Annotated in this window: 13 protein-coding genes and 1 pseudogene; 10 read left to right on the top strand and 4 right to left on the bottom strand. The window is 55.7% G+C overall.

Annotated elements, in window-relative coordinates:
- Nucleotides 1-40: 40 nt before the first annotated feature.
- Both VEV40_RS00955 and VEV40_RS00950 read left to right on the top strand, forming a co-directional pair.
- Entirely contained in the window at nt 41-1,078 is a 1,038-nt protein-coding gene (locus VEV40_RS00955; RefSeq protein ID WP_324829498.1) for an aldo/keto reductase, read from the top strand.
- A gap of 143 nt (nt 1,079-1,221) precedes the next feature.
- Nucleotides 1,222-1,833: a thioredoxin family protein gene (locus tag VEV40_RS00950; protein ID WP_324829497.1), complete on the top strand. Its 612-nt coding sequence runs from the start codon at nt 1,222-1,224 to the stop codon at nt 1,831-1,833.
- 128 nt (nt 1,834-1,961) lie between these two features.
- Here the strand turns inward: VEV40_RS00950 and VEV40_RS00945 are convergent, their stop codons facing one another.
- Both VEV40_RS00945 and VEV40_RS00940 read right to left on the bottom strand, forming a co-directional pair.
- Nucleotides 1,962-3,299, bottom strand: a complete 1,338-nt coding sequence (locus tag VEV40_RS00945; protein WP_324829562.1) for a replication-associated recombination protein A — start codon at nt 3,297-3,299, stop codon at nt 1,962-1,964.
- A 651-nt stretch (nt 3,300-3,950) separates the two neighbouring features.
- Nucleotides 3,951-4,499 (bottom strand): PadR family transcriptional regulator, encoded by a 549-nt coding sequence (locus VEV40_RS00940; RefSeq protein ID WP_324829496.1) that lies wholly within the window; start codon nt 4,497-4,499, stop codon nt 3,951-3,953.
- Between the two features lie 152 nt (nt 4,500-4,651).
- Between VEV40_RS00940 and VEV40_RS00935 the strand changes: the two genes are divergently transcribed.
- The 8 genes and pseudogenes from VEV40_RS00935 to VEV40_RS00905 all read left to right on the top strand — a co-directional run bounded on the left by VEV40_RS00935 (nt 4,652) and on the right by VEV40_RS00905 (nt 13,200).
- Entirely contained in the window at nt 4,652-5,461 is an 810-nt protein-coding gene (locus VEV40_RS00935; RefSeq protein WP_324829495.1) for a hypothetical protein, read from the top strand.
- Between the two features lie 80 nt (nt 5,462-5,541).
- The gene (locus tag VEV40_RS00930; protein WP_324829494.1) at nt 5,542-6,216 is read left to right on the top strand and encodes a hypothetical protein; all 675 of its coding nucleotides are present in this window, start codon (nt 5,542-5,544) and stop codon (nt 6,214-6,216) included.
- A 2-nt stretch (nt 6,217-6,218) separates the two neighbouring features.
- Nucleotides 6,219-6,656, top strand: coding sequence for a DUF2141 domain-containing protein (locus tag VEV40_RS00925; RefSeq protein WP_324829493.1), 438 nt, complete (start codon nt 6,219-6,221; stop codon nt 6,654-6,656).
- Nucleotides 6,657-6,933: 277 nt separating this feature from the next.
- Complete coding sequence (locus VEV40_RS00920; RefSeq protein ID WP_324829492.1) at nt 6,934-7,593, top strand: TetR/AcrR family transcriptional regulator; 660 nt, start codon at nt 6,934-6,936, stop codon at nt 7,591-7,593.
- A gap of 519 nt (nt 7,594-8,112) precedes the next feature.
- Nucleotides 8,113-8,538, top strand: a pseudogene (locus VEV40_RS20620) (serine hydrolase domain-containing protein); the annotation flags it as partial.
- Nucleotides 8,424-8,903 carry a serine hydrolase domain-containing protein gene (locus tag VEV40_RS00915; RefSeq protein WP_324829561.1) on the top strand — a complete coding sequence of 160 codons (480 nt, stop codon included), beginning with the start codon at nt 8,424-8,426 and terminating at the stop codon, nt 8,901-8,903. The pseudogene VEV40_RS20620 and the gene VEV40_RS00915, both read left to right, overlap by 115 nt.
- Nucleotides 8,904-9,398: 495 nt before the next feature.
- On the top strand, nt 9,399-11,960 hold the full coding sequence (locus VEV40_RS00910; RefSeq protein WP_324829491.1) for an ABC transporter permease: 2,562 nt from the start codon (nt 9,399-9,401) through the stop codon (nt 11,958-11,960).
- A gap of 466 nt (nt 11,961-12,426) precedes the next feature.
- A complete protein-coding gene (locus VEV40_RS00905) occupies nt 12,427-13,200 on the top strand; it encodes a hypothetical protein (RefSeq protein ID WP_324829490.1) in 774 nt (257 codons plus the stop codon).
- 301 nt (nt 13,201-13,501) lie between these two features.
- On the opposite strand, the gene VEV40_RS00900 is transcribed toward VEV40_RS00905, so the two are convergent.
- On the bottom strand, nt 13,502-15,562 hold the full coding sequence (locus VEV40_RS00900) for a serine/threonine-protein kinase (protein ID WP_324829489.1): 2,061 nt from the start codon (nt 15,560-15,562) through the stop codon (nt 13,502-13,504).
- A gap of 293 nt (nt 15,563-15,855) precedes the next feature.
- A complete protein-coding gene (locus VEV40_RS00895) occupies nt 15,856-16,572 on the bottom strand; it encodes a hypothetical protein (RefSeq protein ID WP_324829488.1) in 717 nt (238 codons plus the stop codon).
- Nucleotides 16,573-16,802 lie beyond the last annotated feature (230 nt).

Genomic DNA, 16,802 nt, shown 5'->3' with positions numbered 1-16,802 from the left:
CATTTTGCGCCACATATTGTCAGGGAGCATCTAGTAGCTCATGGAATACAGACAGCTTGGCTATTCAGGACTGAAGGTTTCCGCGCTCGGTTTTGGGGCGGGGACTTTTGGCGGAGGCAACGAATTTTTCAAGGCATGGGGCAGCCAGGACGTGGCGGAGGCCACGCGGCTTGTTGGTTTATGTCTGGATGCCGGGGTGAACCTTTTTGACGTGGCGAATGTTTATTCAACCGGATTGGCTGAAGAAATTCTGGGCAAGGCGATTGAGGGCAGGCGCGAGAAGCTGCTGATTTCGACCAAGGCCACATTCAAGATGGGCGACGGACCGAATGATCTGGGGTCGTCGCGGTATCACCTGATTCAGCAATGCGACGCCAGCCTGAAGCGGCTGGGCACAGACTACATCGACATCTACCACATGCACGGCTTTGATGCGACGACGCCGATTGAAGAGACGCTGGACACGCTGAATACGTTGGTGCATCAAGGCAAGGTTCGATATATAGCGTGCTCGAATTTTTCCGGTTGGCATCTGATGAAGTCGCTCGCAATTTCGGAACGCTATGGGTGGACACGGTATGTGGCGCACCAGGTCTACTATTCGCTGGTGGGACGCGAGTATGAGTGGGAGTTGATGCCGCTGGGACTCGACCAGAAAGTTGGGGCGCTGATCTGGAGTCCGTTGGGGTGGGGTCGCCTGACGGGAAAGATCCGCCGTGGCAAACCGCTGCCGGAAACGAGCCGCCTGCATAAGACTTCAGAGTATGGGCCGCAGGTGGATGAGGAGTATCTCTACAAAGTTGTGGATGCTTTGGATGAGGTCGCGAAGGAAACAGAGAAGACGGTTCCGCAGGTGGCGCTGAACTGGCTGCTGCAACGGCCTACAGTGGCAAGCGTGATTATGGGCGCGCGCAATGAGGAGCAATTGAAGCAGAACCTTGCCGCCGCAGACTGGAACCTTACCGCGGAGCAAGTGGCAAAGCTCAACAAGGCAAGCGCGGTGCAGCCGGTCTATCCATATTGGCATCAGTGGCAGTTTGCGGAGCGTAACCCGCTGCCGGTGTCGCAGGCGAAGTAGTCGCGAGCGCGGGACGCGGCTGAACCATTTTGCGCCTTGCCGCGTAAATTTCATAATACGCATCTTTGTGCTCGGCTGTCGGCTAAGAAACATCGTCAATATAAGTATCTGCAAGTGATCCAGACATTCGTTGCGAGGTGTGTATGGTTCGCAGATCTGTTCTATCGATTGGCATATTGGCGGCAATGCTGGCCGTTCCTCTGGTGGCGAACGCGGTCCATGTAGGTGACGCGGCACCGGATTTTACCGGAATGGATTCCAACGGGAAAACGCATAAGCTCTCGGACTATCGCGGCAAGTATGTAGTTCTCGAGTGGACTAACAACGGCTGCCCTTATACGCAAAAGCATTACAACAGCGGCAACATGCAGGCCCTCCAGAAAGAATGGACGGCCAAGGGCGTTGTCTGGTTGACGGTTCTCTCCTCTGCGCCGGGTGAGCAGGGATATATGACGGCGGCGCAGGAGAACTCATATATGAGCAGGGAGAAAGCATCGCCCACGGCAGCGCTTCTCGATCCGACCGGCGCAATCGGGCACGAGTACTCGGCGAAGACCACGCCGCACATGTTTGTCATCGATCCTTCCGGCAAACTGATCTATGATGGCGCAATCGATGACCATGCGACGACCGACCTGAGCGATGTCAAAGTATCGAAGAACTATGTCTCCGCCGCGCTGAATGAAGCGATGGTGGGGCAGCCAGTGGCGGTCTCATATACGCGGCCTTATGGGTGCTCGGTGAAGTATCAGTAGCTGCTTTGAACGGTTGATTTTTTCGAGGAAGCTATGGCAGTGGAGAGGACACCAAGTTCCTCTTGCTGCCTACGAAAAGCAGGTCCTTCGACTACGCACGCTGCGCGTGCTCCGCTCAGGATGACAAGTCAACTTTTGGCGCGTTTCGATTCGCGGATTTTACGGATTTCTTCCATGCGTTGGGCGAGCAGTTTTTCGCGGCCTTCGCTAGTGGGGTGATAGTAAGTGCGGTCGCGCAGGCTTTCCGGCAGGCATTCCATGTCGGCTACACGGCCCTCTTCATCGTGCGCGTATTTGTAGTCCTTGCCGTAGCCGAGATTTTTCATCAGTCCGGTGGGCGCATTGCGCAGATGCAGCGGGACAGGTTCGGCGCGCGTGGTTTCGATGTCGGAGAGGACTTCGCCGTAAGCCGTGTAGAGGGCATTCGATTTCGGAGCGAGCGCTAGGTAGACGACGGCCTGTGCAAGCGCGAGGTCGCCTTCGGGCGAACCAAGGAAATCCATGGCATCTTTGGCGGATAGGCAGAGGTTGAGGGCTTCCGGCGAGGCGAGGCCAATGTCTTCGACCGCCATGCGAATGACGCGGCGGGCAACATACATCGGGTCTTCGCCTGACTGTAACATGCGACCAAGCCAGTAGAGAGAAGCGTCAGCGTCGCTGTTGCGGACGGATTTGTGCAGCGCGGAGATGAGATTGTAGTGCTCTTCGCCCTCCTTGTCGTAGAGCAGGACGCGCTGTTGCAGCGCCTCAGTTGCAATTTCTTTGGTGATGGGAGACTTGGCGGATTGTGCGAGGCGCGCGGCTACCTCGAGGCCGTTGAGGGCATGGCGGGCGTCTCCGTTAGCGTAGTTGGAGAGCAATTCAAGGGCTTCTTTGTCGGCTTTGATGTTCAGGTTGCCAAGGCCGCGTTTCTCATCGGCGAGGGCGCGTTCTAACAGATGGAGAATCTGCTCGTCGGTCAGCGCGTGTAGTGTGTAAACGCGGCAGCGTGAGAGCAGCGCCGAAATAATTTCGAAGGACGGATTCTCTGTTGTTGCTCCGATGAGGCGGATGGTGCCACGCTCGACGTAGGGAAGAAAGGCGTCCTGCTGTGCTTTATTGAAGCGGTGAATTTCGTCGATGAAGAGGATGGTGCGCGAGTCATAGGTGGCGGCTTTTTCCGAGTCGGCCATGACCTGCTTGATTTCCTTGATCCCGGAGAGGACGGCGGAGAACTCGATAAAGCTGGCTCGGGTGGTTTCGGCGATGATTTTGGCGAGTGTGGTTTTGCCGACGCCGGGCGGTCCCCAGAAGATCATCGATGAAGCGTCGTCGCGCTCGATCTGCACGCGCAGTGGCTTGCCTGTGCCGAGCAAGTGCTCCTGACCTACGAATTCGTCAAGCGTACGCGGGCGCATGCGCTCAGCCAGTGGTGCGTGTTTTGCCGGCGCTGTCGCGAGATCCGGAGTGTTGCCGAAGAGGCTCATACTGCTTCTGTAGATGATGGCAGATTTGCTGGGGCCCATGCACCACCCCTAGGGTTTTGCTAAGTTCCTCTTTCTACGTGCGGTTGCGGTGCTTCGATGGTGCACGCTGCACATCCCCCCAAAACCCATTTCGGTACTCCCAAGGCCGCCTCTTTAGAACGTCCGTTATTCAAGGCCGAGCCTGCTTCTAATTTGATGATACCCCCTATGTCTTGGGTAAATTCCTGCAAAGAAAATGGTTAGGGCGCAGGGCCCAGGAGTTCTCTTTCGGATTGCCGGGTCTTCACCCTGAAAATATGAAAGCCCGCTACTTGGCGGGCTTTTTCTTTCTATCTCTATTTTAGCAATTCAGGGCGAAATACAAGATCAAATTGGGCCCAGTTTTTGCTGTTTGGAATGTAGGAGTTAGAAGATTCCTTTCGCTGGAGGGGGTTGACAAGAGTTTCGGGTGGGCTGTGGAAAATGCACAGTTTACAGCGGTTGTGGACATTCGTGGGCACTGTATTTCGAAGGTATCTCTCCAGATATGACCTCCTGTAAACTTACCTGCTGCTGAAACCTGTCAATGCACCGACATTGATCTCAAATCGCAGACACTCTGCAATCTCGAGTTGCGCTCGGGTCGGTCCCTTACGCCCCGATCCCAATTTGCTATTTGCGGGCGAACAAATCTTGCTGCAACTTTCCGCGAACCCATTTGATCTCTGATTCCGCAAGGAAGCGATCGTGTGCCAGGGCGAGCAGAATGTTCCGTCGCTCCGATTCGTTAATTTCCGGGACTTTGGACACCAATTCTGACATGGCTTTGGTGTGACTCGAAATTGAAGAGAGCCGGTTCAGATAGCGGTCAATGATTCCGCGTTGGGTTTCGATGTCAACACGACTGAAGTTGCCGAGCTTAATCCTGAACGTTTCGCGGTAGTTGGGGTCGTTTCTGGGTTCCGATCTCATTAGCTGCAGGAATCTCTGCTTTCCTTTCTGCGTGATTGAGTATCGCTGGCGGCCCCGCCCATCTTCCTTGTCTGATGGCTCGGAGAGCCGTTGAATCAAACCGGCTTTTTCCAGTCTTTGTAACAGCGGATAAATCGTTCCCCAACTCACCTGGCGAGCCGGGCCGACGACGGAGTTGATTACCTGATGGAATTCGTATCCATGCCATGGCCTCCCGATCAGCTTCCCCAATAAAAATAGTTCGTACATTCGCCCCCATTTCCGCTCACGCCCGGAGAGGGAATTCTAAATAACCACCTCCGAAGAGCTCTTTTCCTCATCCCCCTTGAAATCTTATATCGATTCGATATAACGGGGCGATATATAGATCCTAGCAAGATCGAGCAAGCGAAGGAGACGCCATGAACGGCAAAATTGCTAATTTTTCAGCGAGCAATCGGACTTGGTTCGGTGGATGCTGTCTGATGTTCTGGATCGTGTTTTCGGCCGCGATTCCCGCGCTTGCACAGCAGGACGATGCCTCCGCCTCGCTTCGTCAGGCTCAGGCGGCGCTCTCGAATTCATCTGACGCGCAGCCGATGCGGCCGTCTCCGGCAAAGGTCCCGCCGTCCTTCGGACCTACCCAGCTCACACTCGCTGCATCGCAAACCACGCCCCAGGCGTTTTCATACTCGCCCATGACGAGGGAAGAACGTTGGCAGAACTATGAGCACCAGAATTTCGAATCGTATGGAGCATTCTTCCAGGCGTTTTTTACGGGCTTAGGAGACCACTTGGGAGGTGTTCCCCGTTGGGATTCGGGAATGGCTGGCCTATCCGAACACGTTGGCTCGGAATTTGCCACCTTTACAATCGGCGGGACCATCCATTCCTCTCTGGCTGCCATTCTTCATCAGGACACGCGGTATTTTCGTTGTTCGTGCCGAGGAGCATTTCCGCGCACTCTCCACGCAGTGGGCAGAACGATTTTCACTTACGGCGACAACGGACATCTTTACCCTGACGTTTCGGGTCTCGCCGGAATCTATGGCGGACCAATGCTCATGACGGAGTGGTATCCGGAGAAGTACACGGCCACTGGATATGGCCTTCGGCAAGCGAATATCGCGGTGGGCATGACGTCGGCGGTATATGTGATCCGGGAATTCAGTCCAGAAATCAAGCGAGCATTTCACAGGCGGAAAGCAGGCGAAGGCACACCAGAGCGATAAATACTCACAGAATTGAACCGGCCATTCAATTGATTCTTCAGAGGGTCACTCCTGGCGGCACGGAGATGAAAGGAAGGAATATGACTCACGGCATTAAGACAAAGCGATCGTTCTGTATTCTTAGCGCTCTCAGCGGGATCCTTGGGGTTCTGATGCTCATCACCTCTTTCTCAATTAATACAGGGCCCCCGCCAGGATCTTCAGGACCCGCTCTCGAGAGGTTTGTTGAACAGTCGTATAAATCCGTTCTGTGGGGCGCATGGCTCCAGGCGGTGGGCCCGATTTTTGTCGTTTTGTTTGCATTTGCACTTGTTCATCTGTCCGGTGCAGAGCGGCGAATATCAGGATGGATGACCTTCTTCGGCGCGACGACGCTCATGACCGTCAACCTGATAGAAGTGACGTTCTATATCTGCGCGCTGTTCACGACTCCTTCTGGAATGATCGACATCGGAATCAGACTGATCAGTTCAGTTCAACATCTCTACTTCATCGTGTCCGCCCCCGCGGTTTTCCTGCCGCTCGGGATAGCCCTGATTAATTCCAGAGTTATTCCGCGAGTTCTTGGTTACCTGGCCCTTGGGCTTGGGGCAACATTCGCTCTCGTTGGAATCGCATCTCTGCTTACCCTGGCATTGCCAGCATCCATTACGTCACTTGGAAGCATTCAGGCGCTGTGGTGGCTGGCAGCTGCCTTTTCGTTACTGTTCCGCAGTCCAACAAGCGTAGCGCTCGATCATTCAGGGGAGGAATAACCATGTTGGCAAAGATTTCAATCATGCTCTGCTGCTTACTGGCCTTTCAGGTTCCTTCGAGTGGCCCGCAGAATGTCATTCATGTAGGGATCGATGGGTTCCGCACAGACAAGGGGCAGGTGATCTGCTCCCTCTACTCTTCGGCGGAAGGCTTTCCAAAGAATGATAGAAAGGCCATTGCTCACTCAAAATCCCTCATCGCCAACCGACATGCCGATTGCGAGTTTTCTGGCATTCAGCCAGGGACCTATGCGGTTTCAGTGTTCCATGACGAAAACTCCAATAGCAGACTCGATACGAATTTCCTCGGAATTCCGCGTGAAGGTGTGGGGGCGTCAAACAATGCAAGGGGTCACTTCGGTCCACCGAGTTATCATGATGCCTCCTTCGGGTACGCGGGCAGCCGCATGGAATTGAAAATCGTGATCGTCTACTTGTAGTGGCAGCAAGGGCACCAATGAAGGAGATCGAAATAAATGGCAGGGTAAGAAGCGTGTTTTTCTTGATCGTTGTGATTGGCCTTGCGGGCTTCTTCGCTGGACCACGGATTTGGCCGCCAGAGTATGCGAGATGTCTCGTCTGCGTATAAGGCGGGGCACCTCCGGTCCTCCTCAGCTTCCGGCTTATTACCCGGTGCGAGGAGCGTGTAAAACAATTGATCAGAGCCGATGTGGACAGATTGACATTTACCGTCTAGTTGTCTACACTTCGATCTCAATGATTGACACACGCGCACGAATACTAGGCGCCGCAGAAGCTCTCATCGGGAAATTTGGATTTGGCAAAATCAGCATGGAGGAAATTGCCCGCGAAGCCGGCATCTCAAGGGCTGCTGTTTACCTGCACTTTAAGAATAAGAATGAGATCGGCATTGAGTGTGCAGATAAGATTCATGCCCGTCTTCTCACACACTTGCGGCAACTTGCCGAACTCGATGCGCCGGTTCTGGAGAGAATACGACGGATTTTAATTGGCCGGGTTCTGTTCGCCATTGACTTCACGCGAAATCTGCCAGCGAAGTTCGAAGAAATGTTTGTCGCAATCCGGCCATCCTACATGGTTCATCGTGAACGGTATTTTACAAACGAGTCGGATCTTGTCCTCAGCCTCTTGAAAGAAGGGGTCTGCAAGAATGAGGTTGCTGTAGTTGATTTGGAATTGACGGCGCTTGCCCTCGTGCTTTCGACGAACGCCCTAATGCCATTCAGCTTAAATGCCCGTCAATTGAAGGCGCGTCGTGAGATCGAAGAGCGTGTTTCTAAGATTGCAGAACTCGTCGTGGCTGGAATTCCTAGACCGATTCCAAAGCCACACAAGCAAGGTGCCCCAGCATCGGATCGGAACAGTTCGGGGAAAAACCGTGTTAAGAACAAATAGCTTTCTTGCTGCTCTATTCGTGTGTGGGATCGTCTCGATAGGTGGTCTGGGAGCCGTGCAAACGAAGTTGCAAGCGCCGGGCCCGCAAGCGGGCCCGGCCCTCCCGGCCCTAAAGAACCTGATCGCCGCAATCAATTCCCAGGATCCCGACCAAATTGCATCCTTCGTCCACAACAACTTCGATTCAAATCACACCGATCAAGATTCCTGGTCCACCCGTTGTTGCGAACCCGATGAGGTCACCCGGACACTCAACAACGTCGGCAAACGAAGTGGAGGACTGATTATCGAATCCGCGTACCCGCACGGTTCCGGAATCACGGCGTTCACAAGAACAAAACTGCGGGCAAGGAAGCTCTACATCGATCTGGAGTGTGGGAACAGTGAACCATGCCTCATTGAGAGCTACCAGATGGTCGCATTGTCTCCCGGACCGGAGAATTTCCTGCCGAAGCCAAGACCTGACGTCGCAACCGAGACACGACTGGAGACACTTAAGCGCGCTTTGAGGAAGCATCAGCCAGACAGCTCTTCTCGGGGACTGTGCTTATCGCCCGACATGGAAAAGTTTTGTTCCGTGGTGCATACGGCGACGCTGACAGAGCACGTCATATTCCGATTTCCGTCGATACGCCGTTTTTCATCGCATCTCTTGGGAAGCTTTTTACGGGTGTAGCTGTAGCGCAACTCGTTTCAGAAGGCAAATTAAGTTATGACGAACCGATCATCCGGTACTTGCCAGATTACCCAAACAAGGCTGCGGCATCTAAAATCACACTCCGCGAGCTTCTCAGTCACACCTCAGGACTAGCGGAAATCTTTTCGAGGCAATCTCTTGGAACGCCGCTCAGCCGACTGAAGGACTACTACCCACTATTCGCATACGAGCCTCTCCTGTTCGAGCCTGGCACGGACAGTCCTACAGTAACACCGGATTCCTGGTAGCCAGCATGATCGTTGAATCCGTATCGGGAGAAGAGTTCCGCCACTATTTGGCAGACCATATCTTCCGCCCGGCCGGGATGCGGCGAACAAGCTCAGAGGCACCATGCGGTCGCGCGATCCGCTATTACAGAGACAACGTCGACGATCCCCTTAATACCGGTGCGCCGTGGGTCAGTGCCGAGGCCTTCTATGGAAAGCTACTAAAGGGACCCGCAGTCGGCCCCGGCGGCGAGTATTCCACGATCGACGATTTGTTGCGATTTGCAGAGGCCCTCGAATCAGGAAAACTTCTGGACCGGAAGAGCTTCGAAATGCTCGTCCAGCAGGGGCTGGCTGCGAGTGCAATCCTCAACAAGGCAACCTGATCTTTGCGCATACGGGCGGCGGGCCGGGGGTAGATTCGGGATTGAAGTTATATGTTGATCGCAATGCAGTGTCTGTTTTCCTGTCGAATTACAGCCCTCCATTCCCGCAAGCCTTGATGGATTATGTCGATGTGTTTTTAGGCACTTCGTAGAATCCTTATCTCCAAGCGGTTCGATATGACACAATGCAAACTTATCTGCTACCGAATTAGCTGTCCACCCCATGAGCGACTCGGTGATTTATCGACAATTGAGACTGGGTGACGCTGATTAACTCCTGTTGCCTACAAACAGGAAGTTGACCGGAAGAGTAGCCAACGGACAGCCGCAAACTCGGATCTGGTGCCGGTTCTTGTCCGCCGTCAAGCAACGATAGCAGGTTTACAAAACTTTACGTTGCTTTACCAATCTTTACTGCACGCGTGTCCCTCCAATGTTTTGCTGGTGAGTGTAAGGGTTTGTAATGGCCATGAGCCAGGTCATGGAGGTAGAGCAATGCCTGACTGGAAACAGGAGATTAGCAAGGCCGAGCGCAGATACAACCACAGCGCTCCGGCGACAGCAACATCAGGCTGGGGCAATGTGCTCGCCGACCTTCTGCGCGATCTGAATTATGGATTGCGCAGTATGGCCAGAGCGCCAGCCTTTTCCTTCTTTGCCATTCTGGCGCTGGCGCTGGGCATCGGCGCAAGCACCACCGTATTCACGGTTGTGAATACGCTGCTGCTTCATCCGCTTCCGGCACAGGATCCCTCCCGTCTGGTCTCTCTCTATACGACGGACCTGAAGAATCAGAAGCAGTCCGCCAGCCTCCTGCCGATCTCCTATCTAAATCTCAAGGACTACCAGGCAAGGACTGGAGTGTTCAGCAGTCTCGGCGGATTCTCGCCGCCCATGCCGATGACGCTGGTCGAAGGCACAGCGCAGGAACGCTTCTTCGGCCAGCTTGTTACCCAGGGTTACTTTGAAGCGCTCGGGCTCATACCTGCAAAGGGCCGATTCTTTCTTCCCAGTGAGGTCAGCACGCCAGGATCCGCTCCCGTTGCCGTGCTGAGCTATGGCGCCTGGAAAAACCGATTCAACAGCGGTGGGGACGTGATTGGAAAGACCCTGGAAATCAACGGCGTGCCATTCACGGTGGTTGGAGTCGCGCCGCAGGGATTCCTTGGGGTCAGCGCCGTTTTCGGGCCGGATCTATGGCTTCCGGCGACCATGGCCCAACAAGTCCTGCCGCCTGAGCTCCAGGATGTGCTGCGGCAGCGCGGAAAGCCCTTCTTCCAGGGAATCGCGCGCCTCGGGTCAGGAATCAGCCGCAAACAGGCGGATGCCAGTCTTGAAGCGCTGGCTGCTGCATTGAGGCGCGAATATCCGGATGCGAATGCAGGGCATGCGACTTCTGTGCAGCCCGTGACTACCGCACTGTTCTCGAGCGCCGGCGGCGAGGGCGGCCTGGTGTTGGTAAGCACGGTGCTGCTTCTCATCGTGGGCCTGGTGTTGCTTATCGCCTGCTCGAACGTTGCCAACCTGCTTATGGCGCGTGCGGTGAGCCGGCGGCAGGAAATCGCCGTTCGTCTCGCCATCGGGGCCAGCCGCAGACGCCTCTTCCGCCAGCTTCTGACTGAGAGCGTGCTCCTCGGCCTCTTTGGCGGCATCGCCGGACTTGGCGTAGGCTACGAGGGCTGCCGTTTTCTCTGGTCTTTCCGCCCGCCACAATATGCCCGCAATCTTGCCGACCCCAAACTTGACGGCACTGTCTTCCTGTTTGCCTTCCTCCTGTCTCTGGCCACGGGTTTCATCTTCGGCGTGGTGCCCGCCCTGCGAACCTCAAAGACAGGCCTGGTCGAGTGCCTCAAGGAGGAGACCCACGTCGCGGGACCATCCGGACACAGCGCGCGCTTTCAGAAGACGTTGCTCGCCGGGCAGGTAGCGTTTTCACTGGTATCGCTGATCGCTGCCTCCCTCTTTCTTCGCGCAGTCCAGCGTGCCTACGACATCGATCCCGGCTTCGATCACCAGCACCTCGCCGTTCTCATGATGAATCCAGAGCAGCAAGATCACGACGTGGTGCGGCACAAGGCGTTTCATCGACAGGTCGAGGACCGCGTCTCGAGAATCCCCGGTATTCAGGCCGTCACCTGGGCGTCCAATATGCCGTTCTGGTCAAGCACGTCGCGCGGCATCTTCATTGAAGGACAAGACCAGCAGCGCAAGTCAGAAACCATCAGTACCGTGATTAATACAATTGATGTGGACTACCTCAAGACTATGCAAATCCCGCTCCTTCAAGGACGCGCATTCACTGCAGGGGACCAGGAGGGATCGCTACCCGTCGTTATCATCAATGAAGATCTGGCGCGTCGGTACTGGCCGCATGGCAATGCCATCGGGAATCATCTCCGTCTTTCCGGCGACACCGTCACGCGCCAGATCGTCGGCGTGGTGAAAACCAGCAACTACACGACATTGGGCGAACCGCCCCAGCCGTGCCTCTATCTTCCGTTCCGTCAAAGTCCCGAAGGCAGCGCAAACCTCTATGTACGAAGCGCGGGTGATCCTTCGCTCTTGCTGACCGAAGTGCAGCGCGCTATTAAGGAAGTGGATCCCAGCGTACAGGTCACCGATGTTCGCACTGGCGCGCAGTTCGTGAATCAGGTGTTGTGGAATGCCCGTATCGTGCTCGGCATGCTGGGTATCTTCGGCTTGTTGGCCCTAGCCCTAGCCAGCGTCGGCCTCTACGGCATCCTTGCCTACTCGGTAAGGAGCCGCCAGCGTGAAATTGGAGTACGCATGGCTCTCGGCGCCTCTCGCCTCGATGTTCTGCGACTCGTGCTTCGTCAGGGTATGATGCTAGTCGCCATTGGTGTCAGCGTTGGTTTAGCGATCTCTCTTCTTATCGGCCGCGCGTTCTCCAGAATGCTCTTCGGCCTCAGCCCTGCCGACCCACTAAGCTTGCTCGGCGCTTCCGTGGTTCTGCTTCTCGTGGCCGCATTCGCGTGCTATCTGCCTGCACTCGCCGCAAGCCGGATGGATCCCATGCAGGCCTTGCGAGATGGTTAGCACCATAAGCCACACGAAATGTGCCCGAGAGCGGCACTGCTCGCAACACTATGTCCCTATGGCTGAACTGATCGAGCCTACTTTCATACCGGGAGATTGAAAGGCAATAAAGCCTCTCTTGATGGCGAAACGCTTCTTCGATTCGGAGCGACTGGCCACGCGGAAGTGAAAGGTCAGTTGACGCGAACAGGGCCATGTGCTCATCAAGCCGCAGCGCTCCATCACCTGTCCACAGCCGATCACCGGCGTCCGGAATTGAACAGCAAAAATCTTGAAGACGCCTGAGCTGTGCACAAAAATCGGGTACTTAAATTGCGAATATCTGGCATGCGAATTGCAAGTGAACTATCAACTAGGGTGAGGGGATTCAAAACAAGTGATCATTTGCTAAACCCGACTGGGTGTGGCACATGTTCACCCTCTCCCGAAACCGAGCAACTCCGCAAATCTGTTCCTGGAGGAAATCATGACGAAACCATATGGCATCAGCGCGTGCGCTCTCGTGTCGTTTGTGGCTCTCGCTCTTCCCTGCATCGCGCAGCAGAACCCATGGAACGGTTCCTGGGAGATGGATCGCTCCACATTCAAATACGATGGCCCGACTTTTTCCATAGCCACGGACGCCGACGGCTTCACTGTCACGCGCGGCGGAAGCGCCGACTCCAAAGTAATTTGCGACGGCAAGCCGAGTGTAAGAGCGAATGGCTCCACGACCACCTGCCACAAATCCGCCGCGGGATATGAGTTGGAGAATACCCGGGACGGCAAGCCAATAAGCAAAGTGAAGATTGAGATATCGTCAGATGGAAAGAAGATCACTCAAACCCGTGACATCATGCCGCCGGATGGCAGCCCATTCACCCTCACCTCCGCATCGACACGGATTTCAGGCGGACCGGGCTTTTCCGGTACATGGAAGGAAACTGCCATCAGCACATCACGGGACACTGGAGTACTCACCATCCAGATAAACGGCGACAGCGTCGACTTCAAGGAGACGGACGACGACAAGCCAATCACCTGCAAGCTTGATGGCAGTCCGACGACCATTGTGGGGACGCAGACGATGACTGTGAAGCAGGACGGTCCCCGTACCCTGAAGGTGACCTACAGCAGCAATGGTAAGGTTGACCGCGAAAACACCCTCATCCTGAGTTCGGACGGCAAGACCGTCACAGAAACAGACATTACCCCAGCGCCCTGGCCATCCACGATGTCAGTCGCGTTCCATAGGTCGTAGGATCCACCGCAGAAGAATCCGAAGAAGTCTGCATCTGATCGCGCTTGCGGTCTTGGAGTTGATTGCGATTTTCTACTTCGATCCTGAAGTTGTCCGTCCACAGCGCTTTCATGCCATTCACCAACGCGCTCATCTGGAAAAGCACATAGCTCGATTTAATACTCGGCGGTTATGCGCAAATCGAGATTGGTGGGAACCGTAGCCTGGATTTCTTCGATAATGCGCCACGAAACCCATACGGGTGCTCATCCGGGAAGCCGCAAGACAATCCAATCCATAGCATTTATGGATACCCGGGCCATTACTGTAACTTCGCGTGCTCCGCCTTGGCCTGCTTGTAGATCGGGGCATCTGGATCGGCATCCTTCCACAGCATCAGAAAATCCTTGTACGCCGCCAGCGCCCGGAAACGCGCCGCGTCTGCTTCGGCCCCGTTCGAAGCCTTCATCTCCAGAGCGTTCGCGCGGGCTACGCCCAGCCGCGCCAGAGCTCCCGTCCAGCAGTTCCATACCATGCCACTATGGTCGAGGATCTTCTGGAACTCGACTGCCGCTTCCTTGCCTTGTCCGGTCGCCAGGTAGGACTGTCCGCGAATGTAGGTGGGGTAGAGGCAGGATATCTGAGTGATGAATGCAATCTGCCCATACTCGATGGGCGGCAGCGCCCTCTGCAGTTGCTCAATGGCTTTAGCCGCATTCCTGCGGTTGAGCTCAGTCTGCGCCTGGATGGCCGGCAGCCAGAGCGATTGTATCTGCGTGTCCAGCGGATACCGTTGGTTCAGGTCCCGCTCCAGTGACTGCGCCTGTGTTGTGTCCCCCATCGTGGCATAGACCAGCGCTGCTTCAACCTGTACCCCCTGGCTATCCGGATACAGCTTGAGTCCCGCAGCCGCATCACTGCGAGCTTCGGCAATGTTGCCAATTGCGGCCTCGCGCAGCGCCGCGTTCTCCCACCAGATGGCCCCATTTTCTTTATTGTCGGAGGGGATCGCGGAGTCCACCGCGCGCTTCGTCATCTCCCGCGCTTTGTTGATGTGGCCTATGTAGGCTTCGCTGTCTGAGTCCAGCGAAAGCCCAAAATTCTCAACTGCGGGATCCTGCGCGAACCACCGTTGCTCGGTCGCCATGGCGCCTGCATCCGAGTTGAGAAAAGCAAGCCCATAGAGAGCGTTGTGAAGGCCAAGCTCGTCCAGATTTCGCCCTTGCGCCTCGTGAATAACTTTCCGCGCTTCATCAAAGCGATTCAGGGCCATCCCGAAATTGACTACATTGGTGTAGACGCCAACCCGGTCCGGTGTGAGTTGTTGAGCCTGATACGCGAGTTTCAGCGCATCCTCGTAACGGCCCTGACCGGCCCGGTCCAAACTCAGGGACACATAAGAGGCGGGAACCCGCGGAAAGTCGTCAATCATCTCCTGGCCGGCCTGCGCAGCCTTGTCCACCTCGCCCGTCACATCGCGGTAATAATACGCGGTGATGGATAGCCTTTCGCGTTCGCTGGCGTGATCGCGCTTGAGCCGTTGCAGCTCCGCTCGCATGTCCGAAGCATGCTGAAAGCGCAGGTCGCGGTCTTTCTCCAGCGCGCGCAGAATGACCGCCTCCAGTCCTGGCGATATCTGCGGATTCAACTGTGTTGGCGGTACCGGAGCATCCCGCAGAATGGCGCCGCAGATCTCGCCTGAGCTTTCACCCGGGAATGGAGTCTTGCCTGTTGCCATCTCGTAGAGCGCGGCGCCGAAAGAGAACAGATCGCTGCGTGCATCCAGTTCCTTCGCCCGCACCTGCTCAGGAGACATGTACGCCACAGTGCCCAGCATCGCGCCCGGACTGGTCAGATGAGAATCTGGATCGAGCATCCGCGTTTCGGATTCCTCGTGACCGGCGGCAACCCTCGGTGTGACCTTCGCCAGGCCGAAATCGAGAATCTTTGCATGCCCCCGCCGGGTGATAAAGATGTTGGCCGGCTTGATGTCGCGATGCACGATGTCTTCGCCGTGCGCCGCCTCGAGCCCGTCCGCAACCTCAATGGCAATGCGCAGCAGCTCTTCTGCTTCTATGGGCCGGCCCGCAATGATGTGTTTCAGCGTTTCGCCGTCGAGGAACTCCATCACCATAAAGGCGCGTCTGTCTTCCTCGCCAATATCATGGATGGTGCAGATGTTGGGATGGTTCAGCGCGGAAGCCGTCTGCGCCTCGCGCCGGAAACGCGCCAGTGCCTGGGGATCGAGCGAGACCTGATCGGGGAGAAACTTGAGGGCGACGAACTTGTGAAGCCGGATGTCCTCGGCCTTATAGACGACACCCATGCCGCCGCCGCCGAGTTTGCTGAGGATCCGGTAGTGCGAGATCGTCGTATCGATCATGGACCCGCCGCCGCGAGAGTTGCCTGATAATATGGCGCTGGCAAATGGCAGTCAATGCAGCAGATTAAGACGGCGGTTTACATTAGCCATTACGGCGCAGTGATGTCTGAACGGCTGGCGAGGGAAGAGGAAGATCCTGTCTCAGCGATTTCATCCGGCCTTGAGGTAGTGCTTTCATTTCATTGTGAGGGGTGGCGTCGATTGAGGACTTCTGGGCAATGCGCTCCTTGACACCGGCTCGCAAGCGATGGCGCGCCAGATGCGCGCTGTCCTCCTCAACGAGTGGCGCGGCATTAGTGCTCTACTGGCGGAGCAGGTGATCCATCAGACCAATTACCGACCCAGACCATGAGGATCGTGGTTCGCTCCTCAGGGTCATCCGCGGCTATAATCGGCGAACCGGGCAGATCGGCTCCCCAGCTTTTCGCCGCGTCGCCCGAGACAAAAAACATCAGATGAGGGTGCCAGCTCGCGCCCTGGTCGTTTAAGTACTGCTGCTTTGACATCATGTAACACATCGCTCCCGGCTCGAGCGGGGGCAGTTCCTTCTTATCCAGTGCCGAAGCAGTCGCCGCCACGATCTCCGCTTTCGATTTTCCTTCCAGCACAAGTTTGGTCTTCATCAGGAAGATGCGCGCAAACGTTCGTGCGGCCTGCGGATTAAAGCAAATGGGGGAGCGGATTTTGGGATTCCAGAACTCCGGAGCATCCGTGGCGGCGCCCCATGATCGCTCCACTACACAAAGAAAACCGTTGGTGCCTTTTACTGCGGTCGTGAATCCCTTCCGCCCCAGGACCATCACCTCGGCTCCATTTGAAATGGATGCCGGAGCAGCACTGCGGGCCAGCGCAATTTCAGTATTCTCGTCGGGGATCAGATACTCATCGACGGGAGCCATGGCTGGATACTGAGCATTCTTTGCCTGCGCCGCTGCCAGGCGTATTGCCCCAGGAACGCCAAACTGAACAAGAAAGACTAAAGCGATGAGCTTGAAACGATTCTTCTGCATGGGATTCTCCAATAAGTGCTTGTTTTATGTAAGGGCGCACCTCGGCCGATCCCGCCTATCTTAACTCGATAAGACACAAAGGGACCTCCAGCCGTCAATGCACGAGTGAACGCGCGAATGAGTGCGAGAGTGGCCGACATATTTGCGCTGACCGCCTGACCCTGCACTGCCTCGATGAGTCAACTGCCACGATCAGGGCAATGCGCTCATTGACGGTCTGAGGGGATCGC

It is taken from the genome of Alloacidobacterium sp., from assembly GCF_035631355.1.
GTDB lineage: Bacteria > Acidobacteriota > Terriglobia > Terriglobales > Acidobacteriaceae > Alloacidobacterium.
The sequence above is the reverse complement of the archived record's forward strand: the minus strand, read 5'-3'. Positions and strand labels throughout refer to the sequence as shown.

Excerpts from the sequence above, each read along its gene's own strand:
- VEV40_RS00940 (WP_324829496.1), bottom strand. The coding sequence starts at position 4,499 with ATGTACGAACTATTTTTATTGGGGAAGCTGATCGGGAGGCCATGGCAT.
- VEV40_RS00920 (WP_324829492.1), top strand. The coding sequence starts at position 6,934 with ATGATTGACACACGCGCACGAATACTAGGCGCCGCAGAAGCTCTCATC.
- VEV40_RS00945 (WP_324829562.1), bottom strand. The coding sequence starts at position 3,299 with ATGAGCCTCTTCGGCAACACTCCGGATCTCGCGACAGCGCCGGCAAAA.
- VEV40_RS00930 (WP_324829494.1), top strand. The coding sequence starts at position 5,542 with ATGACTCACGGCATTAAGACAAAGCGATCGTTCTGTATTCTTAGCGCT.
- VEV40_RS00935 (WP_324829495.1), top strand. The coding sequence starts at position 4,652 with ATGAACGGCAAAATTGCTAATTTTTCAGCGAGCAATCGGACTTGGTTC.
- VEV40_RS00955 (WP_324829498.1), top strand. The coding sequence starts at position 41 with ATGGAATACAGACAGCTTGGCTATTCAGGACTGAAGGTTTCCGCGCTC.
- VEV40_RS00910 (WP_324829491.1), top strand. The coding sequence starts at position 9,399 with ATGCCTGACTGGAAACAGGAGATTAGCAAGGCCGAGCGCAGATACAAC.
- VEV40_RS00950 (WP_324829497.1), top strand. The coding sequence starts at position 1,222 with ATGGTTCGCAGATCTGTTCTATCGATTGGCATATTGGCGGCAATGCTG.
- VEV40_RS00895 (WP_324829488.1), bottom strand. The coding sequence starts at position 16,572 with ATGCAGAAGAATCGTTTCAAGCTCATCGCTTTAGTCTTTCTTGTTCAG.
- VEV40_RS00905 (WP_324829490.1), top strand. The coding sequence starts at position 12,427 with ATGACGAAACCATATGGCATCAGCGCGTGCGCTCTCGTGTCGTTTGTG.
- VEV40_RS00925 (WP_324829493.1), top strand. The coding sequence starts at position 6,219 with ATGTTGGCAAAGATTTCAATCATGCTCTGCTGCTTACTGGCCTTTCAG.
- VEV40_RS00900 (WP_324829489.1), bottom strand. The coding sequence starts at position 15,562 with ATGATCGATACGACGATCTCGCACTACCGGATCCTCAGCAAACTCGGC.